The sequence below is a fragment of the Actinomycetospora rhizophila genome, from assembly GCF_042657905.1.
GTDB lineage: Bacteria > Actinomycetota > Actinomycetes > Mycobacteriales > Pseudonocardiaceae > Actinomycetospora > Actinomycetospora rhizophila.
On record NZ_JBHSKG010000004.1, the window covers coordinates 325413 to 340234 of the forward strand.

13 protein-coding genes are annotated in these 14822 nt (G+C 74.6%); 2 read left to right on the forward strand and 11 right to left on the reverse strand.

The annotated features are described in order from the left end of the window. The first annotated feature begins 32 nt into the window (after window positions 1-32). A complete protein-coding gene (locus tag ACFPK1_RS10940) occupies window positions 33-314 on the forward strand; it encodes a hypothetical protein (protein ID WP_378020935.1) in 282 nt (93 codons plus the stop codon). A gap of 38 nt (window positions 315-352) precedes the next feature. Here the strand turns inward: ACFPK1_RS10940 and pgl are convergent, their stop codons facing one another. The 6 genes from pgl to tkt are packed head-to-tail and all read right to left on the reverse strand — an operon-like array spanning window position 353 to window position 8560. Continuing rightward, window positions 353-1117, reverse strand: a complete 765-nt coding sequence (pgl, locus tag ACFPK1_RS10945; RefSeq protein WP_378020936.1) for a 6-phosphogluconolactonase — start codon at window positions 1115-1117, stop codon at window positions 353-355. Beyond that, window positions 1114-2070 carry a glucose-6-phosphate dehydrogenase assembly protein OpcA gene (locus ACFPK1_RS10950; RefSeq protein ID WP_378020937.1) on the reverse strand — a complete coding sequence of 319 codons (957 nt, stop codon included), beginning with the start codon at window positions 2068-2070 and terminating at the stop codon, window positions 1114-1116. Before ACFPK1_RS10950 ends, pgl begins: the two co-directional genes overlap by 4 nt. Before the next feature lie 16 nt (window positions 2071-2086). Beyond that, entirely contained in the window at window positions 2087-3622 is a 1536-nt protein-coding gene (gene zwf / locus ACFPK1_RS10955) for a glucose-6-phosphate dehydrogenase (protein ID WP_378021019.1), read from the reverse strand. Between the two features lie 8 nt (window positions 3623-3630). Next, complete coding sequence (locus ACFPK1_RS10960) at window positions 3631-5316, reverse strand: glucose-6-phosphate isomerase (RefSeq protein WP_378020938.1); 1686 nt, start codon at window positions 5314-5316, stop codon at window positions 3631-3633. Beyond that, window positions 5313-6437 (reverse strand): transaldolase, encoded by a 1125-nt coding sequence (tal, locus tag ACFPK1_RS10965; protein ID WP_378020939.1) that lies wholly within the window; start codon window positions 6435-6437, stop codon window positions 5313-5315. Before tal ends, ACFPK1_RS10960 begins: the two co-directional genes overlap by 4 nt. Window positions 6438-6472: 35 nt before the next feature. Continuing rightward, complete coding sequence (tkt, locus tag ACFPK1_RS10970; RefSeq protein WP_378021020.1) at window positions 6473-8560, reverse strand: transketolase; 2088 nt, start codon at window positions 8558-8560, stop codon at window positions 6473-6475. Between the two features lie 434 nt (window positions 8561-8994). Between tkt and ACFPK1_RS10975 the strand changes: the two genes are divergently transcribed. Then, window positions 8995-9930, forward strand: coding sequence for a heme o synthase (locus tag ACFPK1_RS10975; RefSeq protein ID WP_378020940.1), 936 nt, complete (start codon window positions 8995-8997; stop codon window positions 9928-9930). Here the strand turns inward: ACFPK1_RS10975 and ACFPK1_RS10980 are convergent. From ACFPK1_RS10980 to ACFPK1_RS11000, 5 genes are all read right to left on the reverse strand, one after another. Continuing rightward, window positions 9927-10853, reverse strand: coding sequence for a hypothetical protein (locus ACFPK1_RS10980; protein ID WP_378020941.1), 927 nt, complete (start codon window positions 10851-10853; stop codon window positions 9927-9929). The genes ACFPK1_RS10975 and ACFPK1_RS10980 overlap by 4 nt on opposite strands. 278 nt (window positions 10854-11131) lie before the next feature. Then, entirely contained in the window at window positions 11132-12097 is a 966-nt protein-coding gene (locus ACFPK1_RS10985) for a quinone oxidoreductase family protein (RefSeq protein WP_378020942.1), read from the reverse strand. Continuing rightward, a complete protein-coding gene (locus ACFPK1_RS10990) occupies window positions 12097-13065 on the reverse strand; it encodes a COX15/CtaA family protein (RefSeq protein ID WP_378020943.1) in 969 nt (322 codons plus the stop codon). The genes ACFPK1_RS10985 and ACFPK1_RS10990 overlap by 1 nt, the downstream gene beginning before the upstream one ends. A 41-nt stretch (window positions 13066-13106) precedes the next feature. Beyond that, a complete protein-coding gene (locus ACFPK1_RS10995) occupies window positions 13107-13820 on the reverse strand; it encodes an ABC transporter permease (RefSeq protein WP_378021021.1) in 714 nt (237 codons plus the stop codon). Between the two features lie 62 nt (window positions 13821-13882). After that, window positions 13883-14812, reverse strand: coding sequence for an ABC transporter ATP-binding protein (locus tag ACFPK1_RS11000; RefSeq protein WP_378020944.1), 930 nt, complete (start codon window positions 14810-14812; stop codon window positions 13883-13885). Between the last annotated feature and the right edge of the window lie 10 nt (window positions 14813-14822).

Consider the following 14822-nt stretch of genomic DNA (forward strand, 5'->3'; position numbering starts at 1 on the left):
ACGTCCAGCCACTTCTCCCCGAGGAGCTCCCGATGGTCCTGACCGTCACCGTGCTCGGCGTCGTCGTCGTCGCCGGGCTCCTGCTCGTCGCGCGCTACGGCGCCGACTCCCGCGTCTCCGGCGACCCGACCGGCCGCGACCCGATCTGGCCGTCCCGGCCGGTCCGCGAGCACACCCCCGCCTCGGACCTGCGGCTCGTGCGCGCCTGGCTCGCCCGGCTCGACGCCCACCGGCGCTGCTGGGAGCTCTTCGAGCGCACCCTGCACCCGTGGGAGGCGCCGGCCACGGTGCGGACGCGGAGTTCGAGCGCCTAGAGGCAGCGAACGCCACCTTCGCTGCCACAGCAGGGCGCCTACAGCTGCGCCGCGGCCGCCTCGTCGAGGAGCCAGAGCGTCCGCTCGGTCCCGCGCAGACCCGCCAGGGGCACGTCCACCTCGGACGCGCCGGCGTGGGCCCGGGCGAGCGCCTCGGCCTTCCCGCCGCCGGCGGCCACCAGCCAGATCTCCCGGGCGTACCGGGCGGCCGGCAGGGTGAGGCTCACGCGCGTGGGCGGGGGCTTGGGGCAGTCGCGCACGGCGACGACCCCGGCCCCGCCGGCGTGCACCGCGGGGGAGTCGGGGAACACCGACAGCACGTGCCCCTCGGGACCGCAGCCCGCGAGCAGCACGTCGAACGCGGGTACGGGCCCGGCGCCCCCGAGCCGGGTGGCCGCCGACGACAGGGTCTTCGCGTAGGCGTCGGCGGCGAGGTCCGGGTCGCCGCCGCCCGCGTCCTCGGGCGCGTCGGAGGCCGCCATCGGGTGCACCCGGCCCGGGTCGAGCGGCAGCGCGTCGAGCAGCGCCTCGCGGGCCTGGGCGTCGTTGCGCTCGGCGTCGCCGGCCGGGACGAAGCGCTCGTCGCCCCAGAACACCTCGACCGCGCCCCAGTCGACGTCGTCCCGGCGGGCGGACGCCGCGACCTCGCGCAGCATCGCGATGCCGATGCCGCCGCCGGTGAGCACCACCGACGCCGACCCCCGCGCCGCCTGGGCCGCCGCGAGCGCGCCGAGCAGGCGCTCGGCGGCGTCGCGCGCCGTCGTGTCCTCGTCGGGGTGGACGACCAGCTCGGGCGTGCTCATGCGGTCACCTTCCTCGACGACGTCCGCGAGCGTCCCGTCGGCATCGCCTCGAGGGCCTCGGCGAAGATGTCGTCGGGGTCGAGGCGGCGCAGCTCCTCGGCGAGGCACTCCCGGGTCGTGCGCCGGGAGAGGGCCACGCGGCGGTCGGGCTGCCCGGGCTGGGAGAGCATCGCGCTCTTCGCGTCGAGGCGGCGCAGCTCCACGGGCCCGCTCGCGCGGTCCAGGCGCACCGCGGCGATCTGGCCGCCCTGCCCGCCGGGCACGTCCTCGCTCCGGCGCGACACCGGGCAGTGCAGCCGCGACGAGAGCCAGCCCGCCAGCAGGTCGGTGGACGCGGAGTCCGGCGCGCCGGACACGGTGGCCGCCGTGATGCGCTCGTGCGGGGGCTGGTCGAGCGCGGCGGTGAGCAGCGCGCGCCAGCTCGTGATGCGGCTCCACGCGAGGTCGGTGTCGCCGGGGTGGTAGCGCTGGCGCAGCTTGCCCAGCGCCTTCGAGGGCGACTTCGCCGAGGACACGTCGGTGATCCGGCGGCCGGCGACGCTGCCCACCGGGTCCTCCGCGGGCACCGCGGGCGCCTCGCCGGGCCACCACGCCACGATCGGCGCGTCGGGCAGCAGGAGCGGCACGACGATGGCCCCGCCCTGGTCGGCCAGCGGCCCGTACATGCGCAGCACGATGACCTCGCTGGCGCCCGCGTCCCCGCCGATGCGGATCTGGGCGTCGAGGCGCGACGCCGCCCGGCGCACGCCGCGGGCCAGCACGAGCACGCGGCAGGGGTGCTCGCGGCTGGCGTCGTTGGCGGCCTGGATGGCGGCCTCGGCCTCCGGGCCGTCCTCGGTGATGATCAGCAGCGTCAGCACGCGCCCGAGCGCCACCGCGCCCGCGCTCTCGCGCAGGTCGACCATCGTGCGGTTGACCGCCGACGTGTCGGTCGACGGCAGGTCGACGATCATGCGTTCCTCTCCGTGGTCACGGACGCCGCCACTGGCGGCCGGTGCGCTCGAGCACCGCGTCGGCCGACGGTGGGCCCCAGGTGCCGGCCGCGTAGGTGTCGGGGGAGCCCTCGCGGTGCCACTTCTCGATCACCGGGTCGAGGATCCGCCAGGACAGCTCGACCTCGGTGTTGGTCGGGAACAGCGACGGCTCGCCGAGCAGGACGTCGAGCAGCAGGCGCTCGTAGGCCTCCGGCGAGGCCTCGGTGAACGCCGTGCCGTAGCCGAAGTCCATCGTGACATCGCGGACCTCCATGCCCGAGCCCGGCACCTTCGAGCCGAACCGCAGGGTGACGCCCTCGTCCGGCTGCACGCGCACGACCAGCGCGTTCTGGCCGAGCTCCTCGGTCATGGTCTGGTCGAACGGCAGGTGCGGGGCCCGCTTGAACACCACGGCGATCTCGGTGACCCGCCGGCCCAGGCGCTTGCCGGTGCGCAGGTAGAACGGCACGCCGGCCCAGCGGCGGGTGTTCACCTCGCAGGTGATCGCCGCGTAGGTCTCGGTGACCGAGTCGGGCGGGAAGCCCTCCTCCTGCTGCAGGCCCTTGACCTCCGAGCTGCCCTGCCACCCCGCCGCGTACTGCCCGCGGGCGGTCGTCTCGCCGATCGGTTCGGCCAGCGTCGTGGCCGACAGGACCTTGATCTTCTCCTCGCGCAGGTCGTGCGGCGAGAAGGAGACCGGCTCCTCCATCGCGGTCAGCGCGAGCAGCTGCAGCAGGTGGTTCTGGATGACGTCGCGGGCCGCGCCGATGCCGTCGTAGTAGCCGGCGCGCCCGCCCACCCCGATGTCCTCGGCCATCGTGATCTGCACGTGGTCGACGTGGTGGGCGTTCCAGATCGGCTCGAACAGCTCGTTGGCGAACCGCAGCGCCAGCAGGTTCTGGACGGTCTCCTTGCCGAGGTAGTGGTCGATCCGGAAGACCGAGTCCTCGGGGAAGACGTCGTTGACGATCCCGTTGAGCTCCTGCGCCGAGCGCAGGTCGTGGCCGAACGGCTTCTCGATGACCACGCGGCGCCACACGTCGCCGTCGTCGTCGGCGAGCCCCGAGCGCGAGAGCTGCTTGCACACCGTCGGGAACGCCGACGGCGGGATCGACAGGTAGAAGGCGTGGTTGCCGTTGGTGCCGCGCTCCCTGTCGAGCTCGGCCACGCACGCCGCGAGGTTGTCGAACGCCTCGTCGTCGTCGAAGGTGCCCTGCACGAAGCGCAGGCCCTCGGACAGGCGGTCCCACACCTCCTGGCGGAACGGGGTGCGGGAGTGCTCGCGCACCGCGTCGTGCACGACCTCGGCGAAGTCCTGGTCGGCCCAGTCGCGCCGAGCGAACCCGACGAGCGCGAAGCCCGGCGGGAGCAGCCCGCGGTTGGCGAGGTCGTAGATCGCCGGCATGAGCTTCTTGCGCGCCAGGTCACCGGTCACGCCGAACAGCACGAGGCCCGAGGGCCCGGCGATGCGCGGCAGCCGCTTGTCGCGGGCGTCGCGCAGGGGGTTGGTCCAGGTGTCGTGGGCGCCCATGTGGCGCGTCACCGACTCACCTCCCGTACGGCGTTCGCCAGCGCCACCAGCCCGGCCGCCCGGTCGGCGAGGTGCAGCCGCAGCACGGGCCGCGGGGTGCCGCCGTTCTTGGCCGCCGCGAGCACCCCGGCGTCGCCGCGGGCCTGCGCGTGCTCGAGCGTGCCGAACGAGAACGGCTGCCCGGGGATCGCGAGGTCGTCGGCGACCGAGCCCGTGATCTGCAGGAACACGCCGTTCTGGTGGCCGCCCTTGTGGTACTGGCCGGTGGAGTGCAGGAACCGCGGGCCCCAGCCGAACGTCGTCTGCAGCCCCGTGGCCTTCGCGAGCTCGGGTCGCAGCGTCGCGAACGACGCGTCGTCGAGCCGGTCGAGGTAGGCCTGCACGGAGATGTAGCCGGCGTCGGGCGCCGCGTCGACCAGCGCCTGGATCGCGTCGATGACGGTCGCGGGCTGACCGAGCCAGCTCGCGTCGCCGGCCGCGCGGATCTCGATGACCCCGTCGGTGACGACGGGGGAGTCGTCGGCGGAACCGGAACCGGACCCGCTCCCGGCCTCCGCGAGCAGGTCGCGCGTGGCCTGCTTCGCCGACTCGACGTCGGGCTGGTCGAACGGGTTGATGCCGATGAGGCGCCCGGCCAGCGCGACCGCGTGCTCCCAGAGCAGGAACTGCCCGCCCAGCGTGCCGGTGACCGACACCTGCGCGCCCGTGTCCGCCGGGCCGAGCGCGACGGGCGTGGCGTCGCGGCCGTGGTCGGAGAAGCCGGGGGCGTCCGGCCCCTCGACGACGACGGGCAGCAGGCCGGTGCCCTGCTTGCCGGTGGACTCGGCGATGAGCTGCTCGGCCCAGTTGCCGAAGCCGACGAGCCCGGACCCGGTGTCGGCGAGGACGACCTTCTCCGCCCCGGCGTTGTGGGCCGCGGCCATGGCGGCCGCGAGGACGACCGCCGGGTTGTCGGCGCTGTCGCGGGCGAGCTCCGGGGCGACCGCGGCGGCCTCGTCGAGCAGCGCGCCGATGTCGACGCCCGTGAGCGCCGAGGGCACCAGCCCGAACGCGGTGAGCGCCGAGTAGCGCCCGCCGACGCCGGGGTCGGCCTCGATCAGGCTGCGGTAGCCCTGGTCGCGCGCCAGGTCGGCGAGCTTCGTGCCCGGGTCGGTGACGACGACCATCCGGGACGCGGCGTCGATCCCGTTGGCCTCGAAGACCTCGGTGAACACCCGGCGCTGGCTGTCGGTCTCCACCGTGCCGCCGGACTTCGACGACACCACGAGCACCGTGCGGGACAGGTCGCCGGCGAGCGCGTCGGAGACCTGCATCGGGTCGGTCGTGTCGAGCACGACCAGCGGGAACTCGCCGCCGACCGACCCGCCCGAGCGGGTCGCGCAGATGACCTCGGGCGCCAGCGACGAGCCGCCCATGCCGGCGAGCACGACGCGGTCGACGCCGTCGTCGTGCAATGCCCGGCGCAGCGCGGCGAGCTCGTCGACCAGCGGACGCGAGGTCTCGTGCAGGTTCACCCAGCTCAGGCGCTTGCTCGCCTCGGGCTCCGCGTCGGGACCCCACAGGGTGGCGTCACCGGCCGAGAGCTTGGAGGCCGCGCCGTCGCCGACCAGCTTCTCGATCAGCGCGTTCGCCGCGTCGGCGAGGTCGCCGTCGACGATGCGCACCTCCGCGCCGGAACCCCCCGCGGCGCTCACTGCTGCTCCGGGCTGCGGCGGCTCAGCTGGTCGGACACGGTCTCGGTGAGCTCGGCCCACGAGTCCTCGAACTTCTTGACGCCCTCGTTCTCGAGGGTCAGGAAGACGTCGTCGATGTCGATGCCGACGTGGGCGAGGCCCGCGAACACCTCGCGGGCGGCCTCCTCGGTGCCGCTCACGGCGTCGCCGTGCAGCTCGCCGTGGTCGGCGAAGGCCTTGAGCGTGGCCTCGGGCATCGTGTTCACGGTGTTCGGCGCGACCAGCTCGGTGACGTACAGGGTGTCCGGGTAGGCCTTGTTCTTCACGCCGGTCGACGCCCAGAGCGGGCGCTGCGGCTTGGCGCCCGCGCCCTTGAGGGACGCCCAGCGCTCGGTGCCGAACACCTCGAGGAACGCGGCGTAGGCCAGGCGCGCGTTGGCGATGGCCGCGGTGCCGCGCAGGTTGAGCGCCGCGTCGGTGCCGATGGCGTCGAGGCGCTTGTCGACCTCGGAGTCGACGCGCGAGACGAAGAACGACGCGACCGAGGCCATCCCGGTGAGGTCGTGGCCGTTCGCCCGGGCCTGCTCCATGCCGGCGAGGTAGGCGTCCATGACCTCGCGGTAGCGCTCCACCGAGAAGATCAGGGTCACGTTGACGCTGATGCCCTCGGCGAGCGTGCGGGTGATCGCCGGGATGCCCTCACGGGTCGCCGGGATCTTGATCATCAGGTTGGGCCGGTCGACCGTCTTCCAGAGGTCGGCGGCCTCGGCCACGGTGGCGTCGGTGTCGTGGGCCTTGCCCGGGTCGACCTCGAGCGACACGCGCCCGTCGACGCCGCCGGTGCGCTGCCACACGCCGCGGAACACGTCGCACGCGCGGCGCACGTCCTCGGTGGTGAGCTCGCGGATCGCGTCCTCGACCGGGGCGCCGCGGGCGGCGAGCCCGTCGAGGTCCTCGGCGTAGTGGTCGGCGTCCGCGAAGGCGCTCGCGAAGATCGTCGGGTTGCTGGTGACGCCGACGACCTCGAAGTCCTCGATGAGGGAGGAGAGGTTGCCGGACTCGATGCGCTGGCGGGACAGGTCGTCCAGCCAGACGGAGACACCGGCCGCGGAGAGGTCGGCGAGGGGGGTGTTGCTGGCCATCAGGGGGTCCTCCTCGGGGCGCGCGATCAGGCCGATCAGGCGGAGTGCTCGGCCGCGCGGGCGAGCGTGCGGCGCCCGGCCTCGACCACGTGCTGGGTCGTGAAGCCGAACTGCTGGAAGAGCGTCTTGTAGTCGGCGCTGGCGCCGAAGTGCTCGATCGAGACGCACTCGCCGTCGTCGCCGACGAACTTGTGCCAGGACTGCGCGACGGCCGCCTCGACCGACACGCGCGCCTTGACGTCGGGCGGGATGACGTGGCGGGTGTAGCTGCGGTCCTGCGCCTCGAACCACTCGACGCAGGGCATGCTCACCACGCGGGTGGGAACGCCCTCGGACTCGAAGACCTTCCGGGCCTCGACCGCGAGCTGCACCTCCGAGCCGGTGGCGATGAGCACGAGCTGCGGCCGGCCGTCGGAGGCGTCCTGCAGGGTGTAGCCGCCCCGCGCGACGCCGTCGGTGTCGGTGCCCTCGAGGATCGGCAGGTTCTGGCGCGTCAGCGCGAGGCCGGCCGGGCCGGTCGGGTTGTCGAGGATCGCGCGGACCGCCGCCGAGGTCTCGTTGGCGTCGGCCGGGCGCACGATCGACAGGCCCGGCACCGCCCGCAGCGAGGCGAGCTGCTCGATCGGCTGGTGCGTGGGCCCGTCCTCGCCGAGCCCGATCGAGTCGTGGGTCCAGATGTAGGTGGTCGGCAGCTTCATCAGCGCCGCCAGACGCACCGGTGGGCGCATGTAGTCCGAGAAGATCAGGAACGTGCCGCCGTAGACCCGGGTGCCGCCGTGCAGCGCGATCCCGTTGAGGATCGAGCCCATGGCGTGCTCGCGGACCCCGAAGTGCAGGGTGCGGCCGTAGGGGCTCATCTGGCCCCAGTTGTTGGTCGTGACCGACGACGGGCCGAACGAGTCGGCGCCCTTGATCGTGGTGTTGTTGCTCTCGGCGAGGTCGGCCGACCCGCCCCAGAGCTCCGGGAGCTCCGGCCCGATCTCGCCGAGGATCTTCTGCAGGGCCTTACGGGTGGCGACGGGGTCGCCGCCGACCTCCCAGGAGGGCAGCTTGTCGTGCCAGCCGGCGGGCAGCTCGCGGCGCGCCATCCGCTCGAGCAGGGCGCGGCGCTCGGGGTTGGCCTGCGCCCAGTCGTCGAACTGCTTGTCCCAGGCCTCGTGCTCGGCCTTCGCCCGCTCGGCGATCGAGCGGGTGTGCGCGAGCACCTCGTCGTCGATCTGGAAGTGCTTGTCCGGGTCGAAGCCGAGGATCTCCTTGACCGCGCGGACCTCGTCCTCGCCGAGCGCGGCACCGTGCGCGGCACCGGTGTTCATCTTGTCCGGCGCGGGATAGCCGATGATCGTGCGCAGGGCGATGAAGCTCGGGCGCCCGGTCTCGGCCTTCGCGTTCGCCAGCGCCTCGCGGATACCGACGACGTTCTCGCCGCCGCGCACCACCTGGGTGTGCCAGCCGTAGGCCTCGTAGCGCTTCACCACGTCCTCGGAGAGGGCGACGCTGGTGTCGTCCTCGATCGAGATGTGGTTGTCGTCGTAGATCACCGTGAGGTTGCCGAGCTGCTGGCGCCCGGCGATCGACGACGCCTCGGCCGTCACGCCCTCCTCGATGTCGCCGTCGGAGGCGATGACGTAGATCTGCGAGTCGAACGGGCTCTCGCCGACCGGCGGGTCGGGGTCGAACAGGCCGCGCTCGCGGCGCGCCGCCATCGCCATGCCCACCGCGGAGGCGAGCCCCTGGCCCAGGGGGCCGGTGGTGATCTCGACGCCGGGGGTGTGGCTGTACTCGGGGTGGCCCGGGGTGGCCGAGTCCCAGGTGCGCAGCTCCTCGAGGTCCCGCATCTCGAGGCCGTAGCCCGCGAGGAAGAGCTGGATGTACAGCGTGAGGCTCGAGTGTCCGGCGGAGAGCACGAAGCGGTCGCGGCCCTGCCAGGCCGGGTCGGCCGGGTCGTGGCGCATCGTGTGCTGGAAGAGCGTGTAGGCCAGCGGCGCCAGGGACATGGCGGTGCCGGGGTGACCGTTGCCCACCTTCTGCACGGCGTCGGCGGCGAGCACGCGGATGGTGTCGACGGCCTTCTCGTCGAGCGCCGACCAGTCGTCGGGGCGGTGAGGAGTCAGCAGCGACTGGATCTCGTCCGGGTCCTCGCTCGCGGGCTGCGTGTTGCTCACATCGGTGGCGGTCACGAGGTGCCTTCCTGCGCGTCTTCGGGCGCCGCGGGCCTCGGCTCCGCCGCGCGTCCGTCCAGTGGGGGCGATGCTCCCACGGGATCGATTCAAGTCCCTACGGACCTGCATCGATCCTCTGTCATCACAACGCCCCGGAGATACCCTCACGTCCCCTGACGGACACCGGCGGCCTATCATCGCCGGGTCGTTCGGCGGTCGGTCCCGCGCCCGCCCCGGGGACGTCACCGGACCGTGACGTGGCGGACACCGCACACGCCGGGAGACGCCCCCCGCGAGCGGACGGCGCCGCGGGGGTGCAGACTTCCCCGACGACAGCGTGTAGGAGACGCGGTCGTGCCCGAAGAACGTCCGACCACCACACAGCGAGGTGCCACCGAGTGAGCACGGCGGTCGGCCCGGTCCCCGCGACGCGGCGGGGCGGCCTGCTCACCACCGTGCGGGCCTATCTCGCGCTGACCAAGGCCCGGATCATCGAGCAGCTGCTCGTGGTCACGGTGCCGGCGATGATGCTCGCCGAACGGTCGGTGCCGTCCCTCTGGCTCGTGCTCTCCGTCCTGGTCGGCGGCGCCGGCGCGGCGGCCAGCGCCCACGCGCTGAACTGCGTCGTCGACGCCGACATCGACGCGAAGATGGCGCGCACCCGCAAGCGCCCGCTGGCCCGCGAGGCGGTGCCCCGCTCGCACGCCCTGGTGTTCGGGCTCGTGCTGGGTGCGCTGTCGGCCGTGTGGCTCGGGCTCACGGCGAACTGGGTGGCCGCGGGCCTCTCGGTGGCCGCGATCGCGTTCTACATCCTCGTCTACACGCTGCTGCTCAAGCGCCGCACCGCGCAGAACATCGTCTGGGGCGGCGCCGCGGGCTGCATGCCCGTGGTGATCGGCTGGGCGGCCGTGACGGGCTCGGTGGGCTGGCCCGCCTGGGTCCTCTTCGCGATCATCTTCTTCTGGACCCCGCCGCACTTCTGGGCGCTGGCGATGCGCTACCGCGACGACTACGCCGCCGCCGGCATCCCGATGCTCCCGGTCGTCGCCTCGCCCCGTCGCGTGAGCCGCCAGATCGTCGCCTACTCGTGGGCGATGGTGGCCTGGTCGGCGCTGCTGATCCCTGCGACGTCCTGGATCTACCTGGGCACCGCGGCCCTCGGCGGCGTCTGGTTCCTCGTCGCCGCGCACCGCCTCGACGGCGCGGTCAAGCGCGACGAGGTCGTGCAGTCGATGCGCCTGTTCCACCTCTCGAACACCTACCTCACGGGCCTGTTCGTGGCGGTGGCCGTCGACTCGGCCGTCGGCTGGCCGGTCTTCGGCTGGCCGTTCTAGGTCCAGACCCTCGGCGCTGCCGGCCGGCGGGGGTACCGCCCGCGGAGGTCCGGGAGGTCGCGCCACCGCAGCCGGTCGACCCGCGCCAGGAACGTGGCGACGTCCGCCACCACCTCCGCGACGGGCTGCTCGCCCTCCCGGCCGAGCGACACCACCTGCCAGCCGTGCGCCAGGAGCTCCTCCGCGCACAGGCGGGCCTGCGCGGGGTGCCGGTCGACGAGCACGCCGCTGGACGTCGCGGGCCAGCCGAGGTCCAGCGCGCCGACGGTCTCCCCGGTCGCGGACCGCGCCACCACCGCGTCGACCGTCGGTGACGGCAACCGCGCCAGCAGGACGCCGAGTCGCACCCGGGTGCGGCGCGGGCTGTCGGCGCGCGGGTCCATCAGCGACGCCACCGCCCGCACGCGGGCGATGCCCCGTTCGCCGGTGTGCCGGTCGGCGAGCGCGACGACGTCGGCGGCGGTGACCCCGGTACGGCGGGCGAGGGCGTCGGCGACGACCACGGCCTCGACGGTCGGGAGCCGGCGGGCGACCTCCAGCACCGTGCGCGCCGGCGAGGTGAGCCGCAGCGTGCCGTCGGCGCCGTCGCGCCACGTGACCACCTCGTCCTCCGCGAGTTCGGCGCGCCGCACGTCGACCGAGCCCCGCGACCGTGCCCCGGCCCCGGACACGAGCACCTCGGTCGCGCCCGCCGGCACATCAGTGTCGGCGAGGGTCGCGTCGACGTCGGCGACCGCCGTCCCGGCGCCCCACAGCACCGCTGCCGCCAGACCCGTGACCGCGCCGTCGGGGTGGCGGAGGAGCGCGGCACGCGCCAGCGTCACCTGGTCCACCGGCGCACTCGCGGCCTGGTAGACGTCGTGACCCAGGGAGACGAACCCCGTGCCCCGCAAGGCTCCCTTGCTGATCTCACCGCGGGCCACGGCCTCGGACCCGCGGAACGGTCGATCGAGTTCCATACGGGTTTCGACGCCGCCGCCGTCCCGGCGGTTCCACGACGCCGTCCCAGCGCCCGGGCTCGCCAGTTCGATCTCTCAGGGGTGCCACCAGTGCTGTGCACTGACGGCTCTCCGGAGAGATCGAACTGGAGAGCTGGCGGCAGGCGACGGTGGCGCCCCGCCCGGAGTCCGGGTCGCCGAAGGCCCGGTGGACGCGCCCGACCACGCCGCGCGCGAGCTGCCCGCAAGCGCCTCCGAGGCCCTCAGGGCCGCAGCAGGAGCTTCCCGGTCGTGCGGCGGGACTCGAGGTCGCGGTGGGCCGTCGCGGCGTCGTCGAGGGCATAGCGGCCGCCGATGCGGACGGCGAGGTCGCCGGCCGCCACCGCCGAGAACACCGCCGCGGCGCGGGTGGCGAGCTGCTCGGGGGTGCGCACGTGCCAGTGCAGCGACGGGCGGGTGAGGTACACCGAGCCGGCGCTGTTGAGGCGCTGCGGGTCGACGGGCGGCACGGGCCCGCTCGCCGCGCCGTAGAGGGCGAGCACGCCGCGGATGCGCAGGCTGGCGAGGGAGGCGTCGAAGGTGGAGGCGCCGACGCCGTCGTAGACCACCGCGACGCCCTCGCCGCCGGTGAGGGCGCGGACGCGGTCGGGGAGGTCGTCGGAGTACCGCAGGGTCTCGTCCGCGCCGGCCTCGCGGGCCAGGGCGTCCTTCTCCGGCGACGAGGTGGTGGCGATGACCCGGGCGCCCAGCGAGCGCGCCATCTGGCAGAGCAGCAGGCCCATCCCGCCTGCGGCCGCGTGGACGAGGACGTCGTCGCCGGGCGCCACCGGGTAGGTGTCGTGGAGCAGGTAGTGCGCGGTCATGCCCTGCAGGGCCACGGCGGTCGCGGTCTCGAGGTCGACGCCCTCGGGGACGACGACGAGGTCGGTCGCCGGGACCACCGCGAGGGTCGCGTACGTGCCGAGGGTGTTCGTCCAGGCGACGCGGTCGCCCGGCGCGACGGTGGTGACGGCCGGCCCGACGGCGCGCACGGTGCCGCCGCCCTCGACGCCGGGCACGAAGGGCAGCTCGTGGGGGTAGATGCCGGCGCGGAAGTACGTGTCGATGTAGTTGACGCCGACCGTGGCGATCTCGACGAGCACCTGGCCCTCGCCGGGCTCGGGGTCGGGCAGCTCGGCGGGCTCCAGGACCTCGGGGCCACCGAGGCGCGAGACCCGGACCGCGCGCATCAGCCCCTCCCGGCGAGCGCGGGCGCCGGGGCGTCGACGGGGGCGGGCGCCGGGTCGATCGCGGCGGTCGCCGACCACAGCCAGGCGGTCGCGGCGACGGTGACCACCGCGCCGAGGACGTGCAGGGCCACGAGCAGCTCCGGGACGCCGAGGGCGTACTGGATGCCGCCGAGCGCGCCCTGCGCCAGCGTGAGCACGACGAGCACCCGCAGGCGCACGATCACCGCGCGGGGGACGGGCACCGCGTGCGCCATGAAGCCCACGCCGACGAGCAGGCCGAGGAACGCGAAGAGCAGGTGCGCATGGGCGGTCGCGAGCGTGGGCAGGGGGACCGCCGCCAGGCGCGGGGTCGCGGCGTCGCCCCCGTGCGGGCCCGCCGCCGTGACGAGCGTGCCCGCGACGAGCAGGGCCACGAGCACCACCGAGGTGACCGCGAGCAGGCCGCGCAGCGCGTGGGGGACGGCCGGGGTCCAGGGCGTGCCGGGCGGGGCGGCCAGGGCGGCGGGGGAGGACTCGCGCACGAGCAGCACCGCGAGCCAGATCAGCGGGATCGTCACGAGGAAGTGCGGCGCGACGGTGTACCAGGCCAGCCCCGTGAGCACGGTGATGCCGCCGATGACGGCCTGGGCGACGACGCCGAGGGGCATCGTCGCGGCGAGCAGCACCAGGCGCCGGCGGCGGGGCCGGACGTTGAGGGCGGCGAGCAGGCACGCGCCCGTGATCAGCACGAGGGCGATCCCGAGCAGGCGGTTGCCGAACTCGACCCACTGGTGCAGCACCGCGATCTCGGGGTGCGGCACCGGGACGAGGCTGCCCGGGAAGCACTCGGGCCAGGTCGGGCACCCGAGCCCGGACCCGGTCACGCGGACGACGGCACCCGTGACCGCGATGCCGGCCTGGCCGACGACGGCGGCCATCGCGAGGCCGTGCATCAGCCGGGGCGGTGTGGCGGGGAGACGCTCCAGCACACCGCTGATCCTACGTCCCGTCGTAGGAAGTCAGCAGGGACTCAGCTCCAGCGCACCGTGCGGGTGGCGATGCCGCCCGCCACGACCGCCCAGAGGAGCAGGACGACGACGTGTGCGAGCAAGGGCGTCCCGCCGGCGAGCGCGGTGCGCAGGCCCTCCGCGAGAGCCCCGGAGGGCAGCAGCTGCACGACCGCGGCGAGCGGCCCGGGCAGCGCCGAGGCCGGCACGAGCACCCCGCCCGCGAAGAGCAGCACGAACCAGACGACGTTGGCGAGGGCGAGCGTGATCTCCGCGCGCACGCTGCCCCCGAGCAGCACGCCGACGGCCCCGAAGGCCGCGGTGCCGAGCACGACGAGCAGGAGCACCCAGCCCGGCGAGCCCTCGCCCGGCCGCCAGCCCAGCACCACCGCGACGACGGCGAGCACCACGACCTGCACGAGCACCACGGCGGCCATCCCGCCGAGCCGCCCGCACACGATGAGCCAGCGGGGGACCGCGGTGGCCGCGAGGCGCCGCAGCACCCCGTAGCGGCGGTCGAAGCCCAGGGAGATCGCCTGGCTGGTGAAGGCGGTCGACATGATCGCGAGCGCGAGCACCGTGCCGAGCGCGGACGTGGCGCGGGGCTCGGGCAGCGGCACCACGCGCAGGAGCGTGAGCCCGACGAGCAGCGCCAGCGGGATGATCAGCGTGAGCAGCACCTGCTCGCCCTGGCGCAGCGCCAGCCTGGTCTCGAGGCCGATCTGGGTCGCGAGCATGCGCCCCAGCGGGCCGCGCCCGGGCGACGGCCGGAACGTGCCGGCCTCGAACCGCGGGGCCGTCACGAGCGCAGCTCCCGTCCCGTGAGCTCGAGGAACACGTCCTCGAGGCTGCGGCGCGCGACGCGCAGGTCGTCGGCGAGCACCCCCTGGCGGGCGCACCACGACGTCACGGCCGAGAGCACCTGCGGGTCGATGGAGCCCTCGACGAGGTAGCTGCCCGGCGTCGGCTCCGAGACCGCGCAGCCCTCGGGCAGGGCGTCGGCGAGCAGGCGCAGGTCCATGCCGGCCGCGGCGCGGAAGCGCAGCTCGCGGTCGGCGCCCGCGGCGGTCAGTTTGTCCGGGCTCCCCTCGGCGACGGCGCGGCCGTGGTCGATGATCACGATGTGGTCGGCGAGGGTCTCGGCCTCCTGCATGAGGTGCGTGGTGAGCAGCACCGCGACGCCGTCGGCGCGCAGGGCGCGCACGAGGTCCCAGACGAGCCGGCGGCCCTGCGGGTCGAGGCTGGCGGTGGGCTCGTCGAGGAACACCAGCTCCGGGCGCCCGACGACGGCGCACGCCAGCGCCAGGCGCTGCTGCTGGCCCACCGACAGGCGCTTGTAGGGCTTGCGGGCGCAGGCGGCGAGGCCGAGCGTCTCGACGAGCCAGTCCGGGTCGAGCGGGTGCGCCGAGCAGGCCGCCACGAGGCCGACCATCTCGCGCACCCGGACGCCGGGGTAGGCGCCGCCGCCCTGCGGCATGACGCCCATGCGGGCGCGCAGGGCGTCGGGCGCGCCGGCGGGGTCGGTGCCCAGCACCCGGACCGAGCCCGCGTCGCGGCCGCGCAGGCCCTCGCACACCTCGACGGTGGTGGTCTTGCCCGCGCCGTTGGGCCCGAGCAGGGCGAGCACCTGGCCCGGCGCGAGGTCCAGGTCGAGCCCGTCGACGGCGGCGCGACCCTGGTAGCGCACGACGAGGTCGCGCACCTCCAGCGCGCCTGCGGTGACCGACACGGCCGCCAGC